The 24,190-nt window shown below is 59.9% G+C and carries 21 protein-coding genes; 15 read left to right on the top strand and 6 right to left on the bottom strand.

Annotated elements, in window-relative coordinates:
• The first annotated feature begins 98 nt into the window (after window positions 1-98).
• Complete coding sequence (locus MME58_RS22450) at window positions 99-1,754, top strand: response regulator (RefSeq protein WP_054986563.1); 1,656 nt, start codon at window positions 99-101, stop codon at window positions 1,752-1,754.
• Between the two features lie 7 nt (window positions 1,755-1,761).
• Here MME58_RS22450 and MME58_RS22445 read toward each other — a convergent pair whose 3' ends face one another.
• Both MME58_RS22445 and MME58_RS22440 read right to left on the bottom strand, forming a co-directional pair.
• The gene (locus tag MME58_RS22445) at window positions 1,762-2,538 is read right to left on the bottom strand and encodes a response regulator transcription factor (protein ID WP_054986650.1); all 777 of its coding nucleotides are present in this window, start codon (window positions 2,536-2,538) and stop codon (window positions 1,762-1,764) included.
• Window positions 2,539-2,719: 181 nt separating this feature from the next.
• Complete coding sequence (locus MME58_RS22440) at window positions 2,720-3,190, bottom strand: prepilin peptidase (protein ID WP_055004813.1); 471 nt, start codon at window positions 3,188-3,190, stop codon at window positions 2,720-2,722.
• 74 nt (window positions 3,191-3,264) lie between these two features.
• Here MME58_RS22440 and MME58_RS22435 point away from each other — a divergent pair, with 74 nt between their 5' ends.
• A complete protein-coding gene (locus tag MME58_RS22435; protein WP_054986562.1) occupies window positions 3,265-3,720 on the top strand; it encodes a TadE/TadG family type IV pilus assembly protein in 456 nt (151 codons plus the stop codon).
• Entirely contained in the window at window positions 3,710-6,478 is a 2,769-nt protein-coding gene (locus tag MME58_RS22430; protein ID WP_055004748.1) for a PAS domain-containing protein, read from the top strand. The genes MME58_RS22435 and MME58_RS22430 overlap by 11 nt, the downstream gene beginning before the upstream one ends.
• Here the strand turns inward: MME58_RS22430 and MME58_RS22425 are convergent.
• The 3 genes from MME58_RS22425 to MME58_RS22415 form a co-directional block, all read right to left on the bottom strand.
• On the bottom strand, window positions 6,475-8,508 hold the full coding sequence (locus MME58_RS22425) for a pilus assembly protein TadG-related protein (RefSeq protein WP_055004747.1): 2,034 nt from the start codon (window positions 8,506-8,508) through the stop codon (window positions 6,475-6,477). The two genes, MME58_RS22430 and MME58_RS22425, sit on opposite strands and share 4 nt — an antisense overlap.
• Window positions 8,509-8,646: 138 nt before the next feature.
• Window positions 8,647-9,963: a bifunctional DedA family/phosphatase PAP2 family protein gene (locus tag MME58_RS22420; protein ID WP_054986559.1), complete on the bottom strand. Its 1,317-nt coding sequence runs from the start codon at window positions 9,961-9,963 to the stop codon at window positions 8,647-8,649.
• A gap of 3 nt (window positions 9,964-9,966) precedes the next feature.
• Window positions 9,967-10,638, bottom strand: coding sequence for a DNA-3-methyladenine glycosylase (locus MME58_RS22415; RefSeq protein WP_055004746.1), 672 nt, complete (start codon window positions 10,636-10,638; stop codon window positions 9,967-9,969).
• Window positions 10,639-11,164: 526 nt separating this feature from the next.
• Between MME58_RS22415 and MME58_RS22410 the strand changes: the two genes are divergently transcribed.
• From MME58_RS22410 to lipA, 12 genes are all read left to right on the top strand, one after another.
• A complete protein-coding gene (locus tag MME58_RS22410; protein ID WP_054986557.1) occupies window positions 11,165-12,430 on the top strand; it encodes a glutamate-5-semialdehyde dehydrogenase in 1,266 nt (421 codons plus the stop codon).
• Between the two features lie 22 nt (window positions 12,431-12,452).
• Complete coding sequence (gene nadD, locus MME58_RS22405) at window positions 12,453-13,112, top strand: nicotinate-nucleotide adenylyltransferase (RefSeq protein WP_162491434.1); 660 nt, start codon at window positions 12,453-12,455, stop codon at window positions 13,110-13,112.
• A gap of 60 nt (window positions 13,113-13,172) precedes the next feature.
• Complete coding sequence (rsfS, locus tag MME58_RS22400) at window positions 13,173-13,559, top strand: ribosome silencing factor (protein WP_002555337.1); 387 nt, start codon at window positions 13,173-13,175, stop codon at window positions 13,557-13,559.
• Window positions 13,560-13,568: 9 nt separating this feature from the next.
• The gene (rlmH, locus tag MME58_RS22395) at window positions 13,569-14,036 is read left to right on the top strand and encodes a 23S rRNA (pseudouridine(1915)-N(3))-methyltransferase RlmH (RefSeq protein WP_002555336.1); all 468 of its coding nucleotides are present in this window, start codon (window positions 13,569-13,571) and stop codon (window positions 14,034-14,036) included.
• Window positions 14,037-14,064: 28 nt separating this feature from the next.
• A complete protein-coding gene (gene mrdA, locus MME58_RS22390; RefSeq protein WP_054986555.1) occupies window positions 14,065-15,960 on the top strand; it encodes a penicillin-binding protein 2 in 1,896 nt (631 codons plus the stop codon).
• 31 nt (window positions 15,961-15,991) lie between these two features.
• On the top strand, window positions 15,992-17,095 hold the full coding sequence (gene rodA, locus MME58_RS22385) for a rod shape-determining protein RodA (protein WP_054986648.1): 1,104 nt from the start codon (window positions 15,992-15,994) through the stop codon (window positions 17,093-17,095).
• A gap of 17 nt (window positions 17,096-17,112) precedes the next feature.
• Complete coding sequence (gene mltB / locus MME58_RS22380; protein WP_054986554.1) at window positions 17,113-18,120, top strand: lytic murein transglycosylase B; 1,008 nt, start codon at window positions 17,113-17,115, stop codon at window positions 18,118-18,120.
• The gene (locus MME58_RS22375) at window positions 18,120-19,148 is read left to right on the top strand and encodes a septal ring lytic transglycosylase RlpA family protein (RefSeq protein ID WP_054986553.1); all 1,029 of its coding nucleotides are present in this window, start codon (window positions 18,120-18,122) and stop codon (window positions 19,146-19,148) included. The genes mltB and MME58_RS22375 overlap by 1 nt, the downstream gene beginning before the upstream one ends.
• Window positions 19,149-19,389: 241 nt before the next feature.
• Window positions 19,390-20,550 carry a D-alanyl-D-alanine carboxypeptidase family protein gene (locus tag MME58_RS22370; RefSeq protein WP_002555330.1) on the top strand — a complete coding sequence of 387 codons (1,161 nt, stop codon included), beginning with the start codon at window positions 19,390-19,392 and terminating at the stop codon, window positions 20,548-20,550.
• 93 nt (window positions 20,551-20,643) lie between these two features.
• Entirely contained in the window at window positions 20,644-20,919 is a 276-nt protein-coding gene (locus MME58_RS22365) for a DUF493 domain-containing protein (protein WP_054986552.1), read from the top strand.
• Window positions 20,919-21,575: a lipoyl(octanoyl) transferase LipB gene (lipB, locus tag MME58_RS22360; RefSeq protein ID WP_054986551.1), complete on the top strand. Its 657-nt coding sequence runs from the start codon at window positions 20,919-20,921 to the stop codon at window positions 21,573-21,575. The genes MME58_RS22365 and lipB overlap by 1 nt, the downstream gene beginning before the upstream one ends.
• Window positions 21,568-22,575: a lipoyl synthase gene (lipA, locus tag MME58_RS22355; RefSeq protein ID WP_002555327.1), complete on the top strand. Its 1,008-nt coding sequence runs from the start codon at window positions 21,568-21,570 to the stop codon at window positions 22,573-22,575. Before lipB ends, lipA begins: the two co-directional genes overlap by 8 nt.
• 267 nt (window positions 22,576-22,842) lie before the next feature.
• Here the strand turns inward: lipA and MME58_RS22350 are convergent, their stop codons facing one another.
• Window positions 22,843-24,180 (bottom strand): lytic murein transglycosylase, encoded by a 1,338-nt coding sequence (locus MME58_RS22350; RefSeq protein WP_054986550.1) that lies wholly within the window; start codon window positions 24,178-24,180, stop codon window positions 22,843-22,845.
• Window positions 24,181-24,190 lie beyond the last annotated feature (10 nt).

The following is a 24,190-nucleotide window of genomic DNA, read 5'->3' as shown; positions in this document are numbered from 1 at the left end:
TTGTCAAATAAGTGACTTACGGCGCTGTTGTGTCGTATCGGAGGTGCTAGCATAGCGCCATCAGCCGTATCGCTCAGTAAAACCACAGTAGTCTCAATATGACCGAGTCAGAAGACCCTAGCCGAGATCGCCTGAAGCATCATTTTGCCCAACGGGTCATCCATCAGGCGCGCCAGATTCTGGAGACGTGGCAGCGCCTGCAAAAGGCCGAGTGGTCGACTGGGGACATGGCTGAGCTCAAGGAGTCGACGCTACGCCTTCTGCGCTTTGCCGAGCGCTTCGAGCAGGCGGAGCATATTTCCCTGGCGCACGACATCAGCCAGGCACTCGACGCCGTCGAAGCCAATCGGGGTCGCCTCAACAGCAGCCTCATCACTGATCTCAATCGTTTGATGCAGCGCCTTTCGCGTACCGGCCTGCGGCATGGCGACCGGCTGGAGCAAACATCGCTGCCACCGTTGCGCAAGCCAGTCTATGTGGTACTTCAGGATCATGAGCGGGCAGAGCGCCTGGCCAAGCAACTGGAGTTCTTCGGCCTGGCCGCCCTGTCGCTGCACAGTGTCGCCGAGTTTCAACGTGCAATGGCCCAGCGGCATCCGGCGGCGATTGTCATGGATGTCGATTTCAGCGGCGCGGGTCAGGGCCTGAAACTGGCATCGCAGGCTCAGGAAGGCCTGGAACAGAAGCTTCCGCTATTGTTTTTCAGTGTCAGCGAAACCGATACGCCAACCCGTCTGGCAGCGGTTCGGGCCGGTGGCGAGGAGTTTCTGACCGGCGCGCTGGAGGCGTCGAGCCTGCTGGAAAAAATCGAAGTCCTGACCTGCGTGGCTCAATACGAGCCTTATAAAGTGCTGATCATCGACGATTCACGTGCTCAAGCGATGCATACCGAGCGTGTTTTGAATGCAGCCGGAATTGTTACACGGGTTCTGCTCGATCCGATTCAGGCAATGTCCGAACTGGCCGAGTTCCAGCCGGACCTGATTATCCTCGACATGTACATGCCCGGTTGCACCGGTACCGAGCTGGCCAAGGTCATTCGCCATAACGACCGCTACGTCAGCGTGCCGATCATTTACCTGTCTGCCGAGGATGACCAGGACAAGCAGCTCGACGCCATGAGTGAGGGCGGCGACGACTTCCTGACCAAGCCGATCAAGCCTCGCCATCTGATCACCACGGTCCGCAACCGCGCTGCCAGAGCTCGCAGCCTCAAGGCGCGCATGGTCCGTGACAGCCTGACCGGGCTGTACAATCACACGCACATCCTGCAACTGCTGGAAGATTGCAGTTTTCGCTCGCGACGTGAAGGCAAACCACTGTGTTTTGCCATGCTCGATATCGACCATTTCAAGAAGGTCAACGACAGCCACGGTCATCCGATGGGCGACCGTGTGATCAAGAGCCTTGCACTGTTCCTCAAGCAGCGCCTACGTAAAACCGACTTCATCGGCCGTTACGGCGGTGAGGAGTTTGCCATCGTCATGCCGGACACCGACATTCAGAGTGCCCATAAAGTGCTCGATGAGATTCGCCATCGCTTTGCGGAGATCCATTACCCCGCGCAGCCCGCCGATCTGTTCTGTACCTTCAGCGCTGGGGTGGTTTCTCTTGGAGCGCATGACGACAGCCTGAGCCTTGCGTCCCAGGCTGATACGGCGTTGTATTGCGCCAAGCATGCGGGCCGCAATCAAGTGCATTCGGCCCTGGTCGATGTGCCCTATCACGTCGTATTGACGGAAATCGAGGCCTGAGTTCTTTTCAGTCCTGGCTTTCGATCAGCTTTTGCCGCGCCGTCGACTTGGCAGGCGAAAATGCCAATGCCAACTGGGTGCGGTTATGCATGTGGGTCAAGCGCAGTACTTGCGATACATAGAGTTTTACGGTGTTTTCGGTAATGCCCAGTTCGCAGGCAATCTGGTAATTGGTCAGCCCGGTGCTGACCAGACGTGCCACGTCAAGCTGGCGGGGTGACAGCTTCGCCAACGCCACAGGCATCTGTGGGTCACGGTCGACGCTGGTTTTACGCTCCGGCTGTGGCCTGTTCTGAACACTGTCCAGATTCTGATAGAGGTCGTCTATGGAGGCGGCGAGGAACTGAAGCTTCTCATTGAGCAGGCCCAGTTGCTGACGGTTTTTTTGCCGTTCGTTCAGCGCTTCCACTTGCAATTGAACGCCCTCGAGTAACTCTTCGAGGTTGACCGGCTTCTGGTAATAATCGGCAATACCGGCTCTAAGGGCTTTGATGACATCCTTTTTCTCGGCTTGTCCGGTCAGCATGATGGCTTCGAACAGATGCGTCTTGCCGCCCGCCATTTTCATCGTTTCAACCATCTCGATGCCGTTCATGCCGGGCATTTCCAGATCGCACAGCACGATTCCGATGGCGCTGTCGTTGCTGAAATGCTCGATGGCTTCGAGGCTTGAATAACAGCGCACACATTCGTAACCGCTGCCCTCCAGAAACTCGCAGAGTTCTTCGACTATAAGAGGCTGGTCATCGACCACCAGAACTTTCGTGACCGGGTAGTTATCCACATGCAACTCCATGCTGTTAAGGCCGGCAGACCGGAACCTTTATCCATTCAGCAAAACATGATTCAGCGTTGTTTGATTCGTGTCAGAGGTCCCTGACAGTACGCCAGAGCAATGTGCTAACCGTAGTCGTACTTTCCGACTATGTACATAGTATTAAAGTTTTCAATCGGCCGCGTGCCGACTAATGAACGAAACATACCGTTATCAGTAAGCCTGCCAGTAAGAAAGGTGAAAAAGGATATTTATCCGGCGTGTCGGGGGTTCCAGGGAAATCACGCCGTGCACCCCCTTGGTTTCTATGAGCCCGGCCGCTCTTCAGGAACAGCGCCCCGATCAGCATGGCGATGCCTGCGCCCATAAATGTGCACAGTAGATAGACGCTGTTCGAGGCGAGCGCGAGTGCCGCCATCAACTTGACGTCCCCGGCACCCAGCTTGCCGAGCGCGTAGCCAGGCAGTGTCAAGCCCAATGCGAGGGCCAGTGCGAGCGCAGCTTCGGACGGTGCAGCGCCCAGCCAGGTAGTGCCTGTGCATGACAGATAAACGGCAGCCAGTGTTGCCGCGCCCAGTGTCAGCCAGTTGGAAATCTGCTTGTGTCGCGCATCCTGTTCGGCACAGATTGCAAACCAGACCAGCAGAAAAAATAATTTCACCACGCAAACACATCCTGTTGTGCGGAAAGAATCTATGCTGTGCTGAGGCCGTAAGTGTCAGGGTAGACGTTGATATGAAAACCGTTCTGCAACCTTCCTTTTCTCGTCGGCAACAGGGTGCCGCCGCTATTGAATTTGCCGCGGTGTTCGTTGTTTTCTTTGCAGTGTTCTATGGCGTGGTGAGTTATAGCCTGCCGTTGCTGATGATGCAGTCCTTCAATGCTGCGGCCAGTGAGGCCGTGCGCCGAAGTGTTGCCCTCAGTCCGACGGTGACTGACTACAACACGCTATTGAAGAGCCAGGCTCAGAGTGTTGTCATGAACCAGTTGTCATGGATGCCGCCTGCGCTGGGTTTCAGCGCCAGTTATACCAGCGTGACGTACAGCGCCGGTGTTCTGACAGTGACTATTCAGTACCCTAAGGCCCGATTGACCCAGGTGCTCCCGTTACTGACGCTCCCCGTAATTGGTGAGATCCCGCGCTTGCCCACCAACCTTACTGCACAAGCGAGCCTGCAACTTGTCCCTTGAAAAAAATCGTCTGAGCCGTTGGCTTGGCCGTGGTGAAACACCACAGGTGCAGCAGGCCGTGCCCGTTTCCAGTGAGCCCGGTCCTGTCGGTGCCGACTTGTATTTGCTGCTCGATGATGAGGGGCGGATACAGAGCATCAGCCCGCAGCTGCTTGCTCGATTGGGCATTGCTGCTCCGCTGGCGGCTGCGCAGCGATTGATGAACTTGTTGCTGCCCAATAGCGCGCTGGTCATCGAAGGCGTGCCGCCTGACTGGCTGGGTCATATGCTGGATCTGGACTTCAAGAGTGCCGATGCGCATACCTTGCACGCCCGTGGCTGGGTGCAGGCGCATGGCAAGGGCTGGCTGTTGCAGTTGCTGGATATCAGTGACCTGATGGAAGAAGCCAGCGCCGCTCGCAGCCGTCAGCAGTGCCTGCGGTTTGCCGGGCAGATGGCCGAGCGTGTACGTGTGTGCAATGTGGACCGGTTGACGGCCGTGGTGACCGAGCAACTCGAAGAGCTGGCGCAACTGTGGCACGTACCTTGTGTGGCGCTGGTATTGCCGGAAGTCAGCGGCGTTGGCTGGCGTGTCTACTGTCAGTACAGCGCGCATACTGCGCCGGAGCTGTGGCAGGTGGGGCAGCGGCTGGGTACTGCGCCGGATCGGTTCGATGCCAATATCACGCATCAACTGAGGTTTGGCGGCAGCGTCGATCAGGGGCCGCTGCAAAGTGCCTTTGGTAACGCCGACGGCTTTCTGATCCCTCACAGTCGCGATAACGTCGCCAAAGCCTGGCTGATGTTCGGCTTCTATAATCCGCAACAACAGGCCCCGGACCTCGGAGAGCGCGAGTGGCTCAACCTGTGCTCGGCGCTGGCCGGGCCGGTACTGTTCCGTTTGTCCGAGCAGCACAATCGCCACCATGTCGAGCGTCTGGCGGTGCTTCAGGACCTGTTGGGGACCGGCTGGTGGGAGCTGATACCGGCGAGCGACGAGATCCTGCTGGCACCTCAGCTGGCGCGCAGCCTGCGTCTGGGCGACAGGGTCGAGAGCCTGTCGCGTCAGGACTGGCTGGCGCTGATTCATCCGGCGGATCGACAGGAGCTGTCCAGTCGGCTGGCGCAGTTGCGCGACAAAGGCACGCCACTGATGCTGTGCGTGCGCCTGGCGCAGGGCGATCCCGCTCAGGAAATCCTCTGGTTCCGCATTCAGGGTCAGGCACTGATCAGTGGGCAGGTAAAGCGGGTACTGGGTTTCATGCTCGATGTCAGCGATATCAAGAATCAGGAAACCGAAGCGGCGGCGGCTCACGCCCGGCTGGACAACCTGATTGCCAGCTCGCCGGCCGTGATTTACGTGCAGCGCTACGACCACGGCAACCTTGAGCCGACCTTTTTCAGTGACAGCCTGACGCCCTTGCTGGGCTGGACGCTGGCCGACTGTGTAGACGGTCAGTTGGCGGAATACATTCACCCTGAAGACCGCGACATCTGGTTCGAGCGTAACCGGCAATTGCTGCGTGAAGGATTCGTCAGCCGCCGTTTCAGGTTGCGCAACAGGAACGGCCAATACCACTGGCTGCTGGACGAGGCGCGAGTGCTGCGTGACGACCTCGGCATGCCGGTGGAGGCGGTGGGGCTGTGGCTCGACGTGACCGAGGCCACCCTGGCGGCCGAGCATATACGGCGTAGCGAGGAGCGTTACCGCATTCTGGTCGAAGATTCGCCGGCAATGATCTGCCGCTACACGCCGGACCTGGTCTTGAGTTTCGGCAATCGGCCGCTGGCCAACTATATGGAGTGCACGCCAGAACAACTGACCGGGATCAACCTGGGAGACTGGCTGTCGGACGAGCAGCGCGAGGCGTTCATCAAGCGTATCGGCCAGCTGACTCCGGAAGCGCCGGTGAGTACCGAAGAAATCTGTATCGAGCTGCCGGGCCGTGAGTATGCCTGGTGGATATGGGCCGACCGGGGGGTATTCGATGAGCACGGCAAGCTGGTCGAAGTGCAGGCGGTGGGCCGCGATAATACAGACGTGCGCCGTTCGAGGATGCAGTTGAACCAGAGCGCCAAGATGGCCACGCTGGGTGAAATGTCCACAGGCCTTGCCCATGAGATCAATCAGCCACTCAACGTTATGCGCATGGCGGTGGTCAACGTTCTCAAGCGCCTGGGGCGCGGTGATGTGGACATCGAATACCTCACTGAAAAACTCAATCGCATCGATACGCAGGTGCAGCGTGCTGCCCGGGTGGTCGACCATATGCGTGTGTTCGGTCGGCGTTCCGAAGTGGAGGAGCAATTGTTCGACCCGGCCCAGGCGGTGGACGGCACAATCTCGATGCTGGCCGAGGGCATGAAGGGCAAGGGTGTGCAGTTGCGGGTGGGCAGCATGGTCGACGCCGTGCAGGTGCGCGGACATGTCGATCAGCTTGAGCAGGTGCTGATCAACCTGATGGTCAACGCCCGCGATGCCTTGTTGTCGCGTCGGGAAAAAGACCGTGATTTTGAACCATGGATCAGTGTCGAGGCCGAGCGGGATGAAAACATCATCCGGCTGGCGGTTCAGGACAATGGCGGCGGAATTGATCCCCGTTTGCTGGAGCGCATTTTCGAGCCGTTCTTTACCACCAAGCCCGTCGGCGTCGGCACCGGACTGGGCTTGTCCGTCAGCTACGGCATTGTCGATCAGATGGGTGGCCAGCTCAGCGTCGCCAACCTCGGCGAGGGTGCTCGTTTTCAGATCGAGCTGCCGATATTCAATGCCGGCTAGATAACCAGCGTTGCCTGACCCAGGTTGCAGCTCAGGTTGGCACCCACATCTGCGGGTGCCAGGCTCAGGCCCAGCGACTGGAACAGAGGGTCTACCACCAGGGTCAGCAAGCGTGTCAGCGAATCGTCGACGATGGCGTCCAGTGCCGTGGTCAGGCTGCTCAGTATCGATGCCGCTCCGGTGATGACGTTGCCAATCACAGTGCTGGCCGACGGTTTATAGACATCGACCTTAACGCTTGAAACCAGCCCGGTCAGTACGCTGCTCGGCTTGCTGGCCGCGACCCCGGTCAGAAAATACGGGGCGCTATTGATTTCCGGCAGGTTGGGTGAACTGAACGTTGTGCTGGTCGCGGTGGCGCTCCCCAAAGGCGACTGGTTGGCCGAGTTGAAGCTGAGGCCGATTCCGCCGCCGCCAAAAGGAAGGCGTGCGGTGCAGTTACCCAGTAATCCGAGTATTTTCTGGCAGGTCAGGGTGCCGATATCGAGCACCGGTATGGGCATCGCAATGATTGCCGACGGGTCCGTACTGGCGGGGAAGGCGTTGCTGTCGCTGATCAGGCCGACCTTGCTGCTCAGCAGAGCGGCATCGGTTTGAATGGTCAGGGTCTTGTTGGTGTTGCTGGTGCAGGTAAAACCGGTGACGTAACTGTCGGCGCTGGCCAGTGACAGGCTCAGATCGATTCTGGGACCGGTGCCGGACGACGTGCCTGAGGTCAGAAACCTGAAGTCGGTGACCATGCAACTGGTCAGCCCCAGCGCGCAGGTGGTAGAACCGAGCAGGCCGGCAATATTGAGGCTCAATGCATTATTGAGGATCGGTGTCAGGCTGCCCACGACCGAGCCTGCGGTATTGGCCAGCGAGGTAATCGTGCCCAGCACAGGCAGGTTGATCGACACCAGTGCGCGCATTTGTGCGGTGCGCACGTAAATCCGGTTGGCACCGTTTCTGGGGTTAAGCGGGTCGATTCTGCTCGGGTCGCCAATGGCTGACAGTTGAGGCGGCTCGATCACCTGAATTCGCGTGGTGACTTGAGCCAGACTGCCTACGTTGATCTGTGTCGCGGCCGAGACACCGTTCTTGTCATTGGCCAATTGCGCGAGGCCCTGAACCAGATCCATCAGGCGCAGATTAGTGTTCAGGGCGGTGAGGTCCGCACCGCCTTGAATCGCCAGTAAATCACCCAGCAGCACGGTGGTCGTTCCAGTGGCCAGTTTCAAGAGCTGCAGGCCCTGAATGGCAGCGGCCCCGCTCAGGGTGGAGTTCGAACCGAGTACATTGATTGCGCTCTGAACCAGCTGGCTGACTGAAACGGTGGTGTTGAGTACGTCGCTGTAACCCACGGCCGTAAGGTTGAGGTCGGTTTTGAGCCTGTCCAGATAACTCAGCAGGCTCAGGTCGGTGTCGGCCAGACCTTGCCAGTTGGCAACGCTGAGGTTTAGCGCGCCGCCCAGCAGACTGCCAATGACCGGGTTGAGAATGGCTGCCCGGGTGCTGTCCACGGTGACCGCTGCACTGCGGATGGTCAGTGCCGCGAGCGGCGCTGCAGTGGCGGCCACGGCTGTGGCGCTGATCGTGACATTGGCAGACGAGGGTGTTTTTTCGAACAGTGCACCAATGCCTGCGGCAATACTTCGCGGCACAGGGTGTGCTGCCACCACCTGAATGGCCAGGGCCTGGGTGGAATCCGCGACAAATACGCGCTGGCTCTGGAGGCCTGTTGTGAGGGTGCCACAGCGAGTCATCAGTGTCCGGCCATCGGTGTTCGGGGTGAAACCGTTACGCGTGGCGCTCTGAGTGGCGAAGGAGGGGGCCGTGGCCGCACCGCTGCACGTTCCTCTACGGCCCGCAGCTTCAAGGGCGGCGATGTCCGCAACCCGCTGCAAGGAGCGTTTTTCCAGATACAGCCTGCCGCTGTCGACCACCACCAGCGTGCACAGCAGCGCCAGCCCTAATGTCAGCGCGGCCACCAAGCCGATTGCGCCGCGTTGCCGGGCGGGCATCGACGTATAACCATCCAGTGGGGACATCAGCACTCCTTCGACTACGCCGTCGCTCACTCACCTGCTTGAGGGGAGTGTAGTCAACGCCTCGAAAGAGCACTGGCAAGGTGCCAGATTTGAGGGGCATCGCACCCGTTTTTTTACAGGCGCGATCAGGCCTGTCAATCAGTACTGATAGCGCAGCACCGCGTGCGAAAGCGCGCGCACCGCGAAGATACCAAGCAGCGCGGTCATTGCTGGCACAACGAGCCACCACACCCGGACCGACATGGCGGGCAAAGGGGCGTTGCGCTGAATGAACGCCAGGCTGGCGGCACAGACGCAAAATGCCAGGAGCATTCCGGCAAGAATGTCCGTCGGCCAATGAACGCCCAGATAGACCCTCGACAGCGCAATGGCCAGTGCCGGAATGCCGCCGACCAGCATCCAGGTCAGACGCAGCCGGACGGGTTGTCCACGCCCGGCCAGCACCGCCAGCGTCATGAACAGCGCAAAGGCTGCAGAACTGTGGCCACTGGGCATGCTGTAAGTTGTCAGCGGTTCTACCAGTACGTCCGGACGGGCGCGGGCGAAGAACGTTTTCAGGGTACCGTTGGCGATCGCGGTGCCCAGTGTGGCTGCCAGGGCGAAAGCTGCGTGACGCCATTGTCTGGCAACGGCCAGCACGATGATCAACAGCGAGGCTGCCAGTAATTGGGCCTTGAAGTCACCGATGCTGGTGACGAAGATCACGATATTCTGTGCGGCCTCGCTGCGATGCTCCTGGACAAGCGTCATCAGGCCGTTGTCGAAGTCCGCCAGATAGGGCCAGCCGATGAACAGCGCGGCGACCAGCGTCAGGCTGAGCGCGGAAATCAGTCTGGTCGCATAGCGCTTCTGGCGAATACTGCTCTGAATGCTCAATCCGAACAGAATCGCCAGGCCTGTACCGACCACTGCCGCCTCTGGCCAGAAGCCTTCCGGCAATGGCAGGCGAATGGCAGCACCCGCTGCCCAGCCAGGCATCAGGTAGGCAATCGACCAGCCTGCCGCAGCCAGTACGCTCACTGCCGCAAAGCGCGGCAGGGGCATGTCGCACATGCCGGCAATCATTGGCAACATCGGCCGTAGGGGGCCGATGAAGCGCCCGACCAGCAAGCTGGCGATGCCGTAGCGGTGGAAGTATTTTTCCGCACCGGACATCCACTCCGGGTGCGTGCGCAGGCCGGGCAACTGGCGGATGTTCTGATGAAAGCGGCGACCGATGAAATAGGACACCGCGTCACCCAGCAGCCCGCCCAGAAAACCCAGTAGCAGGACTTCGCCTAATGGCAGAATGCCGCTGCCGGCCAGAGCGGCGATGGCAAACATGATGACCGTACCGGGCACAACGATCCCGACAATCGCGACACATTCAGTGAAGGCCACTAAAAAGATCGCGGCGGCTACCCAGGAAGGGTTTGCCGTCAGCCAGCCGGTCATACCATTGAGCAGATCGCCCATCGGTCAGTTTCCTTGATCGAGAAGTAGGTAGTCGCGGCCTTCGACCTGACCGCGCCTGAGAGGGTTCCGTGTGCAGAAGCGGGCATAACCCGCATCCACGAATCGATACATCAGGTGCTCATCGCGTCCGACGGGGATGCCGAGGCGGGTGGTCTGAATAATACGATCAGGGGTCTGTCCGATATCTTCGACCAGCAACCTCTGCGGATCGAAGCGCTTGGCGTCCCACATGGGGACCTTCAGGCCGAGCGCTTTGCACAGCAGCGTCTGGCCAGCGCAGAGCCGCTGTGGTGGGCGGATTGCGCCGCTGGCATCAGGGTTATTCAACTGCATCTGCGCCAGAGCGTTTTCATCGCTGGTCGCGTCGGTCCAGGGGTACGCCGATTTGATCAGCACCGCATTGCCCGGCCCCTCGGCGCTGAAATTCAGCGAATCGCCGCCGCGTGCGTAATACATATAAATGTGGCCGCCGTCGAGGAACAGTGCCTTGCGTTTTTCGGTGTAGCCCAGTGAGGCGTGGCTGCCTTTTTCTGCGCAGTAGTACGCTTCGGTTTCGATGATGCGGGCGGCCAGCCACAGGTCGCCCACTTTGTGCCGGATGACCTTGCCCAGCAGATCGCGGGCCAGTAACCGTGCATCGCGATGGAAAAAATGGTCGGGAAGGGCTGCGGGCATAATCAGGCGGGTACGTTGAGAAGGTGCCCGATAATAACAAGCGCAACTTTAATTGCAGCTGAATGTGTCTGGATTGACAGCTTTGTTGTTTCTGAACGTGACTGAATCATGACAGGTCGGTTAACCCGTGCGAGCGCTCTGTGCGTGCGTCTTCCTGCGACGCTGGTCGAGAGGGCGCGCAGGCTGAGCGCTCATCATTATGCACAAATCCTGAAGAGCCCGGAAAATGGGGGCGTTTAGGCTTCTGCCCGCAGGGCGTGGGAGCGAACTTGTTCGCGAAAGCTTTGTTTCGGGCGATACATCTCCTGCGGATGTCACGGCCCTTTCGCGGACAAGTCCGCTCCTACGGCTATCGGCCAGAATCAAAAGCGGACTTGTGTATAACGATGAGGGCTAAGGGGGACGGGCATCTGCCTGCGCAAGAAATCTGCGCACCTATATCGACCATCCGCCTGTCTGCGCTGTCGTTCGTGCGGCACGACAGCTATAATCAGCCGCTTTCCTCTTTGCCAAGACCTCTGAGACCATGACTGAGTCCGTTCTTGACTACATGACCCGCCTGGGTCGCGCCGCCCGCGAAGCTTCGCGAGTGATCGGTCGTGCCAGCACAGCGCAGAAGAACCGCGCCCTGCAAGCCACTGCCGCCGCTCTGGACGAAGCGCGCGCCGAGCTGTCTGCCGCCAATGCGCTGGACCTGGCCAACGGTCAGGCCAACGGGCTTGAGCCGGCCATGCTTGAGCGTCTGGCCCTGACCCCCGCACGCATCGACAGCATGATCGTAGGGTTGCGTCAGGTGGCCGGTCTGGCAGATCCGATCGGTGCGATCCGGGACATGAGCTATCGGCCATCCGGCATCCAGGTCGGCAAGATGCGTGTGCCGCTGGGTGTTGTCGGAATCATCTACGAGTCACGTCCGAACGTGACCATCGACGCCGCCAGTCTGTGCCTGAAGTCCGGGAACGCGACCATCCTGCGCGGCGGCTCCGAAGCCATTCATTCCAATCGTGCCATCGCCGCCTGCATCGAGCGTGGTCTGGCTGAGGCCGGGCTGCCCGCTGCCGTGGTGCAAGTGGTCGAAACCACCGACCGGGCAGCGGTTGGTGCGCTGATTACCATGCCCGAGTACGTGGACGTCATCGTGCCGCGTGGCGGCAAGGGCCTGATCGAGCGGGTCAGTCGCGACGCGCGAGTGCCGGTCATCAAGCACCTGGACGGCATCTGTCATGTGTACGTCAGCGCCCACGCCGATCTGGCCAAGGCACAGAAGATTGCCTTCAACGCCAAGACCTACCGCTACGGAATTTGCGGCGCGATGGAGACGCTGCTGGTCGATCAGACCATCGCTGCCGACTTCCTGCCGCCGATGGCCGCGCAGTTCCGCGAGAAGGGCGTCGAGTTGCGTGGCTGTGAGCGCACCCGCGACCTGATCGACGTCATGCCGGCCACCGAAGAAGACTGGCACACCGAGTACCTGGCCGCGATTCTGTCGATTCGCGTCGTGTCCGGGCTGGATGAAGCCATCGAACACATCAACCATTACGGTTCGCATCACAGCGATGCCATCGTTTCGGACCACCAAGGTCAGATTCGCCGCTTCATGGCCGAGGTCGATTCCAGTTCGGTCATGGTCAACGCGCCGACCAGCTTCGCCGACGGGTTCGAATACGGATTGGGTGCCGAAATCGGCATTTCTACTGATAAGCTGCACGCCCGCGGGCCTGTCGGGCTTGAAGGGTTGACCTGCGAGAAGTACATCGTGATCGGTGATGGTCAATTGCGCGGACAAGCCTGACTTGAACAGCCCCACGACAACGCTGCCCAGACGTATCGGCATGCTTGGGGGCACGTTCGACCCGGTTCATATCGGCCATTTGCGCGGTGCGCTCGAAGTGGCCGAGCTGCTGGAACTCGATGAGTTGCGCCTGACGCCCAGCGCCAGGCCTCCGCATCGTGACATGCCGAGCGTAACTGCCGAAGACCGTCTGGCGATGGTTCGGAACGCGGTTGCGGGCGTGTCGCCCCTGACGGTGGATGACCGTGAACTGAAACGGGACAAACCGTCGTATACCCTTGACACACTGGAATCGATGCGCGCCGAGCTGGCGCCTCATGACCAGTTGTTCCTGCTGCTGGGTTGGGATGCCTTTTGCGGGCTGCCGACCTGGCACAGGTGGGAAGAACTGCTGGAGCACTGCCATATCGTGGTGCTGCAACGCCCGGACGCAGACAGCGAGTCGCCGGATGCCATGCGCAATCTGCTGGCGGCGCGCGCGGTCAGCGATCCCAAGGCCCTGAAAGGGCCGGGTGGACAGATTACATTCGTCTGGCAGACGCCTTTATCGGTGTCTGCCACCCAGATCCGTCAACTGCTGGCCAGCGGTAAGTCGGTACGTTTTCTGGTGCCAGACGCGGTACTGGCCTATATCGATGCGCGCGGGCTTTACCGTGCGCCGAACACTGATGGGTCGTCCTGAAACTGCTTTGATCGACAAGCGTCTGGACGGTCCCACACATACGAGCTGAATGAGTTTTATATGACAAAGCAAAAAATGAGCAGTGAAGAAGTCATCAATGTTGCGATTGCAGCCCTTGAAGAGGTCAAGGGTGCCGACATCCTGACCATCGACGTGCGCGACAAGACCAGCATCGCTGACTACATGCTGATCTGCACCGGTACGTCCAATCGCCAGTTGAACGCACTGGTCGATAACGTCCGTGACAAGGTCAAGGCTGCCGGCCTGAAATCCCTCAGCGAAGAAGGCAAGGGCGACAGCGACTGGGTCCTGCTGGACCTGGGTGACGTTATCGTTCACGTGATGACCGCTGCGGCACGCCAGTTCTACGACCTGGAGCGCTTGTGGCAGGGTGCCGAACAAAGCCGTGCCGCCAGCGCTGCTCACCATACCCCGGGCAACGAATAAGGCCTTGATGTGCGTCTGCGTCTGATCGCTGTGGGTTCGCGCATGCCCAAATGGGTGGAAGAAGGTTGGCATGAGTACGCCAAACGGATGCCCTCCGAGCTTGCGCTTGAACTGGTGGAAATCCCGCTCAATACCCGAGGCAAGAACGCCGATGTCGCTCGCTTCATCCGTCAGGAGGGCGAGGCGATGCTGGCGAAGGTGCAGCCGGGAGAGCGGATTGTCACGCTTGAAGTGCACGGTAAACCGTGGAGCACCGAACAGTTGGCGGTCGAACTCGATCGCTGGCGCCTCGATGCGCGTACGGTCAACCTGATGGTCGGCGGCCCCGAGGGGCTGGCGCCTGAAGTCTGTGCCCGCAGTGAACAACGCTGGTCTCTGTCGCCGCTGACCCTGCCGCATCCACTGGTGCGCATTCTGATCGGTGAGCAGATGTATCGCGCCTGGACAGTCCTGTCCGGGCACCCTTATCACAAGTAGCATCGTTTTTACTGTGAATCCGGCCTAAATGTCTCAACCGATCCGCCTCAAAGACCACGAAAAGGACGCACGCCTGGTGCGCGGCAGGGTCGTGTTCGGTGCCGTGGCGGTCGTGTTGCTGGTGTGCGTGCTGATTGCACGGCTGTATTACCTGCAGGTCATCCAGTACGACTATCACTCCACACTTTCGGAAAATAACCGCGTCCACGTTCAGCCGATTCCGCCCAGCCGAGGGTTGATCTACGACCGTAACGGCGTGGTAGTGGCGGATAACCGGCCCAGTTTCAGTCTCAGCATGACCCGCGAGCGTGCCGGCGAGTGGTCCGGCGTGCTCGACACTATTGTCGAGATTTTGCAACTGACGCCCGACGACCGCATCATTTTCGAGAAGCGCATGAAGCAGGGGCGGCGGCCATTCGAGCCGGTGCCGATCCTGTTCGAGCTGAGTGAAGAGCAGATCGCCCTGATCGCCGTCAATCAGTTCCGTCTGCCGGGTGTCGAGGTGGTTGCGCAACTGGTCAGGCACTACCCGCAAGGGCCGCATTTTGCGCACTCGGTCGGCTACATGGGGCGGATCAACGAGAAAGAGCTCAAGAGCCTCGATCCGATCAATTACAGCGGCACGCACCATATCGGCAAGACCGGTATCGAGCGCTTTTACGAGCCCGAGCTGCATGGCCAGGTCGGCTATGAAGAGGTCGAGACCAATGCCCGTGGGCGCGTGTTGCGTGTCCTCAAGCGTACTGACCCGATCCCCGGCAAGGACATCGTCCTGAGCTTGGACATCAATCTTCAGGAAGCTGCCGAAGCCGCACTGGGCGGGCGTCGCGGTGCAGTAGTCGCGCTGGATCCGGCCACCGGAGAAGTGCTGGCGATGGTCAGTGCGCCCAGTTTCGATCCGAACCTGTTTGTAACCGGCATCAGCTTCAAGGCCTATGCCGAGCTGCGCGACTCCATCGACCGGCCACTGTTCAACCGCATCCTGCGCGGTCTGTATCCGCCGGGCTCGACCATCAAACCTGCGGTGGCGATCGCCGGGCTGGATGCCGGTGCGGTGACGCCTGGCTCAAGGGTGTTCGACCCAGGGTATTACCAACTGCCCAATTACGACCACAAGTACCGGAACTGGAACCGCACCGGCGATGGCTGGGTGGATCTGGATACCGCGATCATGCGTTCCAATGACACGTACTTCTACGATCTGGCACACAAACTGGGCATCGATCGGCTTTCCACCTACATGAACAAGTTCGGCATCGGACAGAAAGTCTCGCTGGACATGTTCGAAGAGTCGCCCGGTCTGATGCCGTCCCGCGAATGGAAGCGCGCGACCCGCCGTCAGGCCTGGTTCCCCGGCGAGACCCTGATTCTCGGTATCGGTCAGGGCTACATGCAGGCAACGCCATTGCAACTGGCCCAGGCGACCGCGCTGGTGGCCAACAAAGGCGTGTGGAACCGTCCGCATCTGGCCAGAACCATCGAAGGCAAGGCACCTGTGGACGAAAACCCGATGCCGGACATCGTTCTGCGTGATCCGGCCAACTGGGGGCGAGTCAACCACGGCATGCAGGAAGTCATGCACGGTGCGCGCGGTACGGCGCGCAAGGCTGCCATCGGCGCGCAATACCGGATCGCGGGCAAGAGCGGAACGGCTCAGGTGGTCGCCATCAAGCAAGGCGAGAAATACGACCGCACCAAGGTTCAGGAGCGTCACCGTGACCATGCCTTGTTTGTCGGCTTCGCGCCGGCCGATAACCCGAAAATCGTTGTTGCAGTCATGGTCGAGAACGGTGAGTCCGGCTCCGGCGTTGCTGCACCCGTCGTGCGTCAGGTGATGGACGCCTGGCTGCTCGACGAAAACGGCCATCTCAAGCCTGAGTACGCCGGTTCCCTGAATCTGGAGGCTGCGGCCCGTGAAGAGTAATTTCGACCGCATCCTGTCCAGCGAAGACGTGATGCGCCGCCGTGCCACGTTTCTGCAGCGCATTCATATCGATGGTCCCTTGCTGATCCTGCTGCTGACGCTGGCGGCTGGCAGTCTGTTCGTTCTGTATTCAGCCAGCGGCAAGAACTGGGACCTGCTGATCAAGCAGGCTAGCTCGTTCGGTATCGGTCTGGTGGCTATGGTGGTGATTGCCCAGCTGGAGCCGCGCTTCATGGCGCGCTGGGTGCCTGTTCTCTATGTGGTCGGCGTCCTGCTGTTGGTGGTGGTGGATGTCATGGGCCACAACGCCATGGGCGCAACGCGCTGGATCAATATTCCCGGCGTGATTCGTTTCCAGCCTTCCGAGTTTCTCAAGATCATCATGCCGGCGACCATCGCCTGGTACCTGTCCAAGCGCACGCTGCCACCACATCTCAAGCACGTCGCCGTCAGCCTGGCCCTGATTGGCGTGCCGTTCATACTGATCGTGCGTCAGCCCGATCTGGGTACGTCGCTGCTGATCCTGGCGTCCGGGGCCTTTGTGCTGTTCATGGCCGGCCTGCGCTGGCGCTGGATTCTGAGTGTGCTGACGGCTGCCGTGCCTGCGGCGGTGGCCATGTGGTTCTTCTTTATGCACGACTATCAGAAGCAACGCGTACTGACGTTTCTCGATCCGGAGAGCGACCCGCTTGGTACCGGCTGGAACATCATCCAGTCAAAGGCGGCCATAGGTTCGGGCGGCGTATTTGGCAAAGGCTGGTTGCTCGGCACCCAGTCGCACCTCGACTTTCTGCCTGAAAGCCATACCGACTTCATCATCGCGGTGCTGGGTGAAGAGTTCGGCCTGGTAGGCATCTGTGCGCTGCTGATCATCTACATGCTGCTGATCGGTCGCGGGCTTGTGATCACTGCACAGGCGCAGACATTATTCGGCAAACTGCTGGCCGGTGCGTTGACCATGACGTTTTTTGTTTACGTTTTCGTCAACATCGGTATGGTCAGTGGCCTGCTGCCAGTGGTGGGGGTTCCGCTGCCCTTCATTAGCTACGGCGGAACTTCGCTCGTAACCCTACTGTCAGCGTTTGGGGTTTTGATGTCGATCCATACACATCGTAAATGGATCGCTCAAGTTTGATTAAGGTGAACTATTCAATGCACGCAATGCGTAACTGGGCTCGATATGCTCCGGTGGTCGGTCTGGTGGGCATCCTTGGATCGGTGCAAGAGGCGCTGGCTGGCGATTATGAAGGGTCGCCCCAGGTGGCGGAATTCGTCGGAGAGCTGACCCGTGATCACGGTTTTGCCGGCGAGCAACTGATGAGCCTGTTTCGTGAGGTCGAGCGCAAGCAGGCCATTCTCGATGCCATTTCCCGTCCGGCCGAACGGGTCAAGCAGTGGAAAGAGTATCGGCCGATGTTCATCACCGATACGCGCATAGCCCGCGGTGTGGACTTCTGGCGTCAGCATGAGGCTGCACTGGCCCGTGCCGAGCAGGAATACGGCGTACCCGCGCAGATCATTGTGTCGATCATTGGCGTAGAGACCTTCTTCGGCCGCAATACCGGTAATTACCGGGTGATCGACGCCTTGTCGACCCTTGGCTTCGATTACCCGCCGCGCGCCCAGTTCTTCCGCAAGGAACTGCGCGAGTTTCTGCTGCTGGCCCGCGAACAGCAGGTCGATCCGCTGACCCTCAAAGGTTCCTACGCCGGGGCGATGGGGCTGCCGCAGTTCATGCCGAGCAGTTTCCGCGCGTACGCCGTGGATTTCGACGGGGACGGTCACATCAACATCTGGACCGACCCGGACGATGCCATTGGCAGTGTGGCCAGTTATTTCAAACGGCATGGCTGGGTGGCCGGGCAGCCGGTGGTCAGTCGTGCCACTGCACGTGGCGACCGGGTGGACGAAGGGCTGAGCCCTGCGCTTGATCCGGTAATGTCGGTCGGGGAGTTGCGACAGCTGGGCTGGGCGAGTCATGATGCGCTGCGCGATGACATGCCGGTGACGGCGTTCCGTCTTGAAGGCGACAATGGTCCTGAATACTGGCTGGGTCTGAACAATTTTTATGCAATCACCCGTTATAACCGCAGTGTGATGTACGCCATGGCCGTGTATCAGCTGTCTGAATCGTTGGTTCAAGCTCGAGGCGTCAAGTAATGCGGGCATTGCCGATTCTTCAAACATTCAAGCTTCTGGCGTTGACCGGCCTGGCAGTGCTGATTGCCAGTTGCTCGTCGCCGTCACGCACAACATCGTCGCAGTCGCCGAAAGGCGGTGCGGTGGTGCGCGCCATGCCGGGGCTGGACATCAACCGTGCCCACAAGGACGGCGCGCCGTGGTGGGACGTTGATGTCTCGCGTATCCCCGACGCAACGCCAACCCTGCACACCGGGGCCTACAAGGCCAACCCGTATACGGTGCTGGGCAAGACCTATTTCCCTATGAGCGATTCGAAGCGTTATGTTGCTTCGGGCACCGCCTCCTGGTACGGCACCAAGTTTCATGGCCAGAACACCGCCAACGGCGAGGTGTATGACCTGTACGGTATGAGTGCTGCGCACAAGACCTTGCCGCTGCCCAGCTATGTCAAGGTGACCAATCTGGACAACAATCGCACGGTGATCCTGCGCGTCAACGATCGCGGGCCGTTCTATTCTGACCGGATCATCGACCTGTCCTACGCCGCCGCCAAAAAGCTGGGCTACGCCGAAACCGGGACTGCTCGGGTGAAGGTAGAAGGTATCGACCCTCAGGAGTGGTGGGCACAACGTGGCCGCCCGGCACCGTTGATGCTCAATCAGCCGCAAGTGATGGCCCAGGCCACGCCGCCCGCGCTGTCCACCTCGACCGGAACCGTCGAACAATACACGCCACCCCCGCAGCAGCACGCAGCACCTGTTGTGCCGTTGCAGGTTGACGCAAAAAAAAACGCTTCAGGACAAGTCGCTGGGCTGTTTCTCCAAGTGGGAGCCTTCGCCAACCCGGACGCTGCGGAGCTCCTGAGGTCGAAACTGAGCGGGATGGTCCGCGCACCGGTGTTCGTCAGCTCGATAGCGCGCAATCAGCAAACGCTCTATCGGGTGCGGATGGGACCGATCGACACGCCGGGTGAAGCCCAGCAACTGCAAAACAGCGTCAGGTCGGCCAATCTGGGCCAGCCCAGCGTAGTGACATCGGATCAGTAAGTTTTTCGACTACCGTTCTCCGGCAATAATGGAGGACAGTATGCAGTCGCAGGCGGCGCACATTTGCCATCAGGGCAGGCGTTGCAGGTAACTGCCCACAAGGTCGTGTGTCGAACAGGCGACTTTGTCAGCCAGGGTTACAGCCTGGCGCCACGAGCCGTACCGAGGCGTTTTCGCTTCGCCGGTCTGTTCAGTTTTGCCCGCAAGGGCATGTTTGCCCATTAGGATTCTCGAGAGACGGATGAACATCACCACCTTTGCAAAACGTTTATGCCTGCTTGTTCCACTGATCATCACCCCGACTGTCTGGGCGGCAGAGCAGATGACGCCTGCTGCACCGCAACTGGCAGCCAAGTCCTACGTACTGATGGACGCCACCAGCGGTAACGTTCTGGTCGAGAACAACGGCGATCAGCGTCTGGCACCTGCCAGTCTGACCAAGCTGATGACTGCCTATATCGCGACCCTGGAAATCCGTCGTGGCCAGATCGGCGAAAACGATCCGGTGACGATCAGTGAAAACGCCTGGCGCACGGGCGGTTCGCGGATGTTCATCAAGGTCGGCAGCCAGGTCACGGTCAGCGACCTGCTGCACGGCATCATCATCCAGTCGGGTAACGACGCCAGTGTCGCGATCTCCGAGCACATCGCCGGCAGCGAAGATGCATTTGCCGACATGATGAACAAGACCGCCGGCGATCTGGGCATGACCAACAGCCACTTCATGAACCCGACCGGTCTGCCGAACCCCGAGCACTACTCGTCGGCTCACGACATGGCGATCCTGGCGCGTGCCATCATCCACGAAGACCCGGCTCACTATGCGATCTACTCGCAGAAAGAGTTCTTCTGGAACGGCATCAAGCAGCCTAACCGCAACCTGCTGCTGTGGCGCGACAAGACCGTCGATGGCCTAAAGACCGGTCACACCGACGAAGCCGGCTACTGCATGGTGTCCTCGGCTGTGCGTGACGGCATGCGTTTGATCGCAGTCGTATTCGGCACCAACAGCGAACAGGCTCGTGCGGCTGAAACCCAGAAGCTGCTGACTTATGGCTTCCGTTTCTTCGAAACCCAGAACTTCTATCAGAAGGGCACCGAGCTGGCTCAGGCGACTGTCTGGAAAGGCACCGAGCGTCAGGTCAAGGCCGGTCTGGCTGAAGATCTGAGCATGACCATGCCAAAAGGCGACATGAAGAAGCTTTCCGCCAGCATGACCATGAACCCGCAACTGGTTGCGCCAATCGCCAAGGGCGACGTGATCGGCAAGGTCGAAGTCAAGAAGGACGATCAGGTGGTTCACACCGCTAATCTGATTGCGCTTGATGCCGTTGAGGAAGGTGGCATTTTCCGCCGCGTGTGGGATAGCATCCGCCTGTTCTTCTACGGCTTGTTCAACTGACCCTCCAGTAACTACTGCCGACCTTCTCGCGGCCTGCTCATGATCTGAGCGGGCTGCGTGTCCGTCGTCACGGCTTGTGAGACCTTTACTGCCATGACTGATACCGACATCAAGTCGCACAAAATCGAATTTCCCTGCAATGACTACCCGATCAAGGTGATCGGCGACACCAGTGCGGGTTTTACTGCTGCCGTGATGGAAGTGCTTGAAAAGCACGCCACGGTCGATCTAAAGACGCTTGCCGAGCGCCAGAGCAGCAACGGTAAATACACCACCGTCCAGTTGCACATTGTCGCTACAGGCGAAGATCAGTTGCGCGACATCAATAGCGCGCTTCGCGCTACGGGTTTCGTGCACATGGTGCTCTGATGACGGGGACGCTGGGTTTTCGTGATCTGGGTCTGACGGATTATGAAACCGCCTGGCATGCCATGCAGCGTTTTACCGATGGGCGTGGCCGCGAGGCTGCCGACGAGGTCTGGCTGGTCCAGCATCCACCGGTTTTCACTCAGGGGCAGTCCGGCAAAGCCGAGCATTTGCTGCTGCCGGGCAATATTCCTGTCGTACAGGTCGATCGTGGCGGCCAAGTGACTTATCATGGGCCGGGCCAACTGGTGGCTTACCTGATGCTGGACGTCAGACGCCTTGGTTTCGGCGTTCGAGATCTGGTAACCCGGATCGAGAACACGCTCATCGCCTTGCTCGCCGACTACGGCGTCAAGGCCGCCGCCAAGGCTGATGCACCGGGTGTATACGTCGACGGCGCGAAGATCGCGTCGCTCGGTCTGCGCATTCGCAACGGCTGTTCGTTTCATGGTCTGGCGTTGAACGTCGACATGGACCTGGAGCCGTTCCGCCGCATCAACCCGTGCGGATACGCCGGGTTGGCCATGACCCAACTGAGCGATCAGGCAGGGCAGATAGAATTTTCCGAGGTTAGTGCCCGACTGCGTGCGCAGCTCGTCAAACACCTCGACTACGCTGAGCAGGCGACCCTTACGGGCGGAATAAACCATTATGACTGACACCGTGCAAACCCTTATCCCGACGCTGGATGTTTCCGAGCGTGTGGCCCGTCCGAAAGTCGAAGCGGGCGTCAAGCTTCGCGGAGCGGAAAAGGTTGCGCGCATCCCGGTCAAGATCATCCCGACAGTAGACCTGCCGAAGAAACCCGACTGGATTCGCGTGCGCATCCCGGTCTCTCCGGAAGTCGACCGTATCAAGCAATTGCTGCGTAAGCACAAATTGCACAGCGTCTGTGAAGAGGCTTCCTGCCCGAATCTGGGCGAATGCTTCTCCGGTGGCACCGCGACCTTCATGATCATGGGCGACATCTGCACCCGTCGCTGCCCATTCTGCGACGTGGGTCATGGCCGTCCGAAGCCGCTCGACGTCAATGAACCGAAGAGCCTCGCCATCGCGATCGCCGACCTGCGCCTGAAATATGTGGTGATCACCTCGGTAGACCGTGACGACCTGCGTGATGGCGGTGCCCAGCACTTTGCCGACTGCATCCGCGAAATCCGTCTGCTGTCACCGGGCGTTCAGCTTGAAACGCTGGTGCCTGACTACCGTGGTCGTATGGATGTTGCGCTGGAAATCACTGCCGCCGAGCCACCGGATGTGTTCAACCACAACCTGGAAACCGTACCGCGTCTGTACAAGGCTGCGCGTCCGGGGTCGGATTACCAGTGGTCGTTGACCCTGCTGCAGCGCTTCAAGCAGATGGTCCCGCATGTACCGACCAAATCCGGGCTGATGCTCGGGCTGGGCGAGACCGACGAAGAAGTCATCGAAGTCATGCAGCGCATGCGCGAACACGACATCGACATGCTGACCCTGGGGCAATACCTGCAGCCGTCGCGTAATCACCTGCCGGTTCAGCGTTTTGTGCACCCCGACACCTTCGCCTGGTTCGCCGAGGAAGGTTACAAGATGGGCTTCAAGAACGTCGCTTCCGGGCCGTTGGTACGCTCTTCGTATCACGCCGACGAGCAGGCCAAGATCGCCAAGGCGATGCTCTGAAAGCACCCTGCAAAAACAAGAAGGGCCAGGTAGCGATACCTGGCCCTTCTTTTTGTGGTTGATTATTGTGCCGGCGCTCCGCGTTGGCATGCCGTTTGTGAAGCTGCGCGTCACACTCTTCGCCGCATCGTAAGTCGAGATTGGACGCGGAGCGTCCGGAAATGCATTCCCACGCTGGAGCGTGAGGAACGATAGGCATCCCCAAGAACACCATCGTGCCGGCGCTCCGCGTTGGCATGCCGTTCTGGACGCTCTGCGTCCTCCCGATTACTGCCCGACAGGCTTGCGCAGGGCTTCCAGCAATTCGTGCGTCGGATAGCCATCAGCCGGCCAGCCGAACGACTGCTGAGCGCTGCGGATGGCTTTGCGCGTATTGGCGCCGATAATGCCGTCGGGCGCGCCTGCGTCGTACTGACGTGCCGAAAGCAGGGTTTGCAGTTCGATGCGCTCAGAGCGGCTTAGCGGCAGATCTCCGCGCGGCCAGCTGCCGACTACATACCCCGCACCCTTGAAGCGGTCGGAAAGCAGGCTGATCGCCAACGCATAGGAAGTCGAGTTGTTGTACTTGAGAATCGCGCGGAAGTTGTCCAGCACCAGAAAGGCTGGCCCGCGATAACCGGCTGGCAGCAACAAGGCGGCTTGCTGCTGGCTGGCCGCGACCGGGATCGCCGAACCGTCTGGCTGTTTCAGGCCCAGTTGCTGCCATTCAGCGAGACTCTTGCGCGTGGTCGAATCTGCCAGCGAGTAATCGAACCCCGAGCCGAGCACTACTTCAAAGCCCCAAGGCTGACCCCGCTGCCAGCCAGAGCTTTGCAGGTAATGCGCGGTCGAGGCCAGTGCATCGGCCGGGGTGTTCCAGATGTCACGGCGGCCATCGCCGTCAAAGTCGACGGCATGGGTGTTGTAGGTGGTCGGGATGAACTGGGTCTGGCCCATCGCACCGGCCCATGAGCCCAGCATTTTGTCCGGGGTGATGTCGCCATGCTGGATGATATCCAGCGCCGCCAGCAACTGGCTCTGCGCAAAGCCGGGACGACGGCCTTCATACGCCAGGGTTGCCAGCGAGCGAATGACCGATTGCGAGCCCTGAAACTGCCCGAAATTGCTCTCCATGCCCCACACCGCAACCAGCGCCTGGCGGTCCACGCCGTATTGCTGTTCGATCTTCTGCAGGTCATCAGCGTACTGCGAAAGCAACGCCTGACCCTTGCGCACGCGTACAGCAGAGATGGCACCGTCCAGGTATTCCCAGACCGGACGGCTGAACTCAGGCTGGCTGCGGTCGGCCTTGACCACGCTCATGTCGGGAGTGACGCCGGCGAATGCCAGATCGAACACATCGGCCCGGATACCTGCCTTCAACGCCTGAACACGAAAGCCGGCCTGCCATTCGCTGAAGCTGACGGCGGGTTGAATCGTAAGGTTGTCATCGACGACCAGTGCTGGCGTAGGGGCTACGGCAGGCGCGTTTGTCTGTGCTTTGCTGGATTGAAGAGGCGTGGCATCGGCTGCAGTGGGTTTTTCTGCGCAGGCTACCAAGGCAATAAGGCTGGAGGCAGCGATGAGTTGGCGCAGCTGCGGGCGATGGGTAAAACGAGAAGGCATGCTTGAGTCC

The organism is Pseudomonas syringae pv. tagetis (assembly GCF_022557255.1).
Lineage (GTDB): Bacteria > Pseudomonadota > Gammaproteobacteria > Pseudomonadales > Pseudomonadaceae > Aquipseudomonas > Aquipseudomonas caricapapayae.
This window is presented reverse-complemented; position numbering and strand designations above follow the sequence as displayed.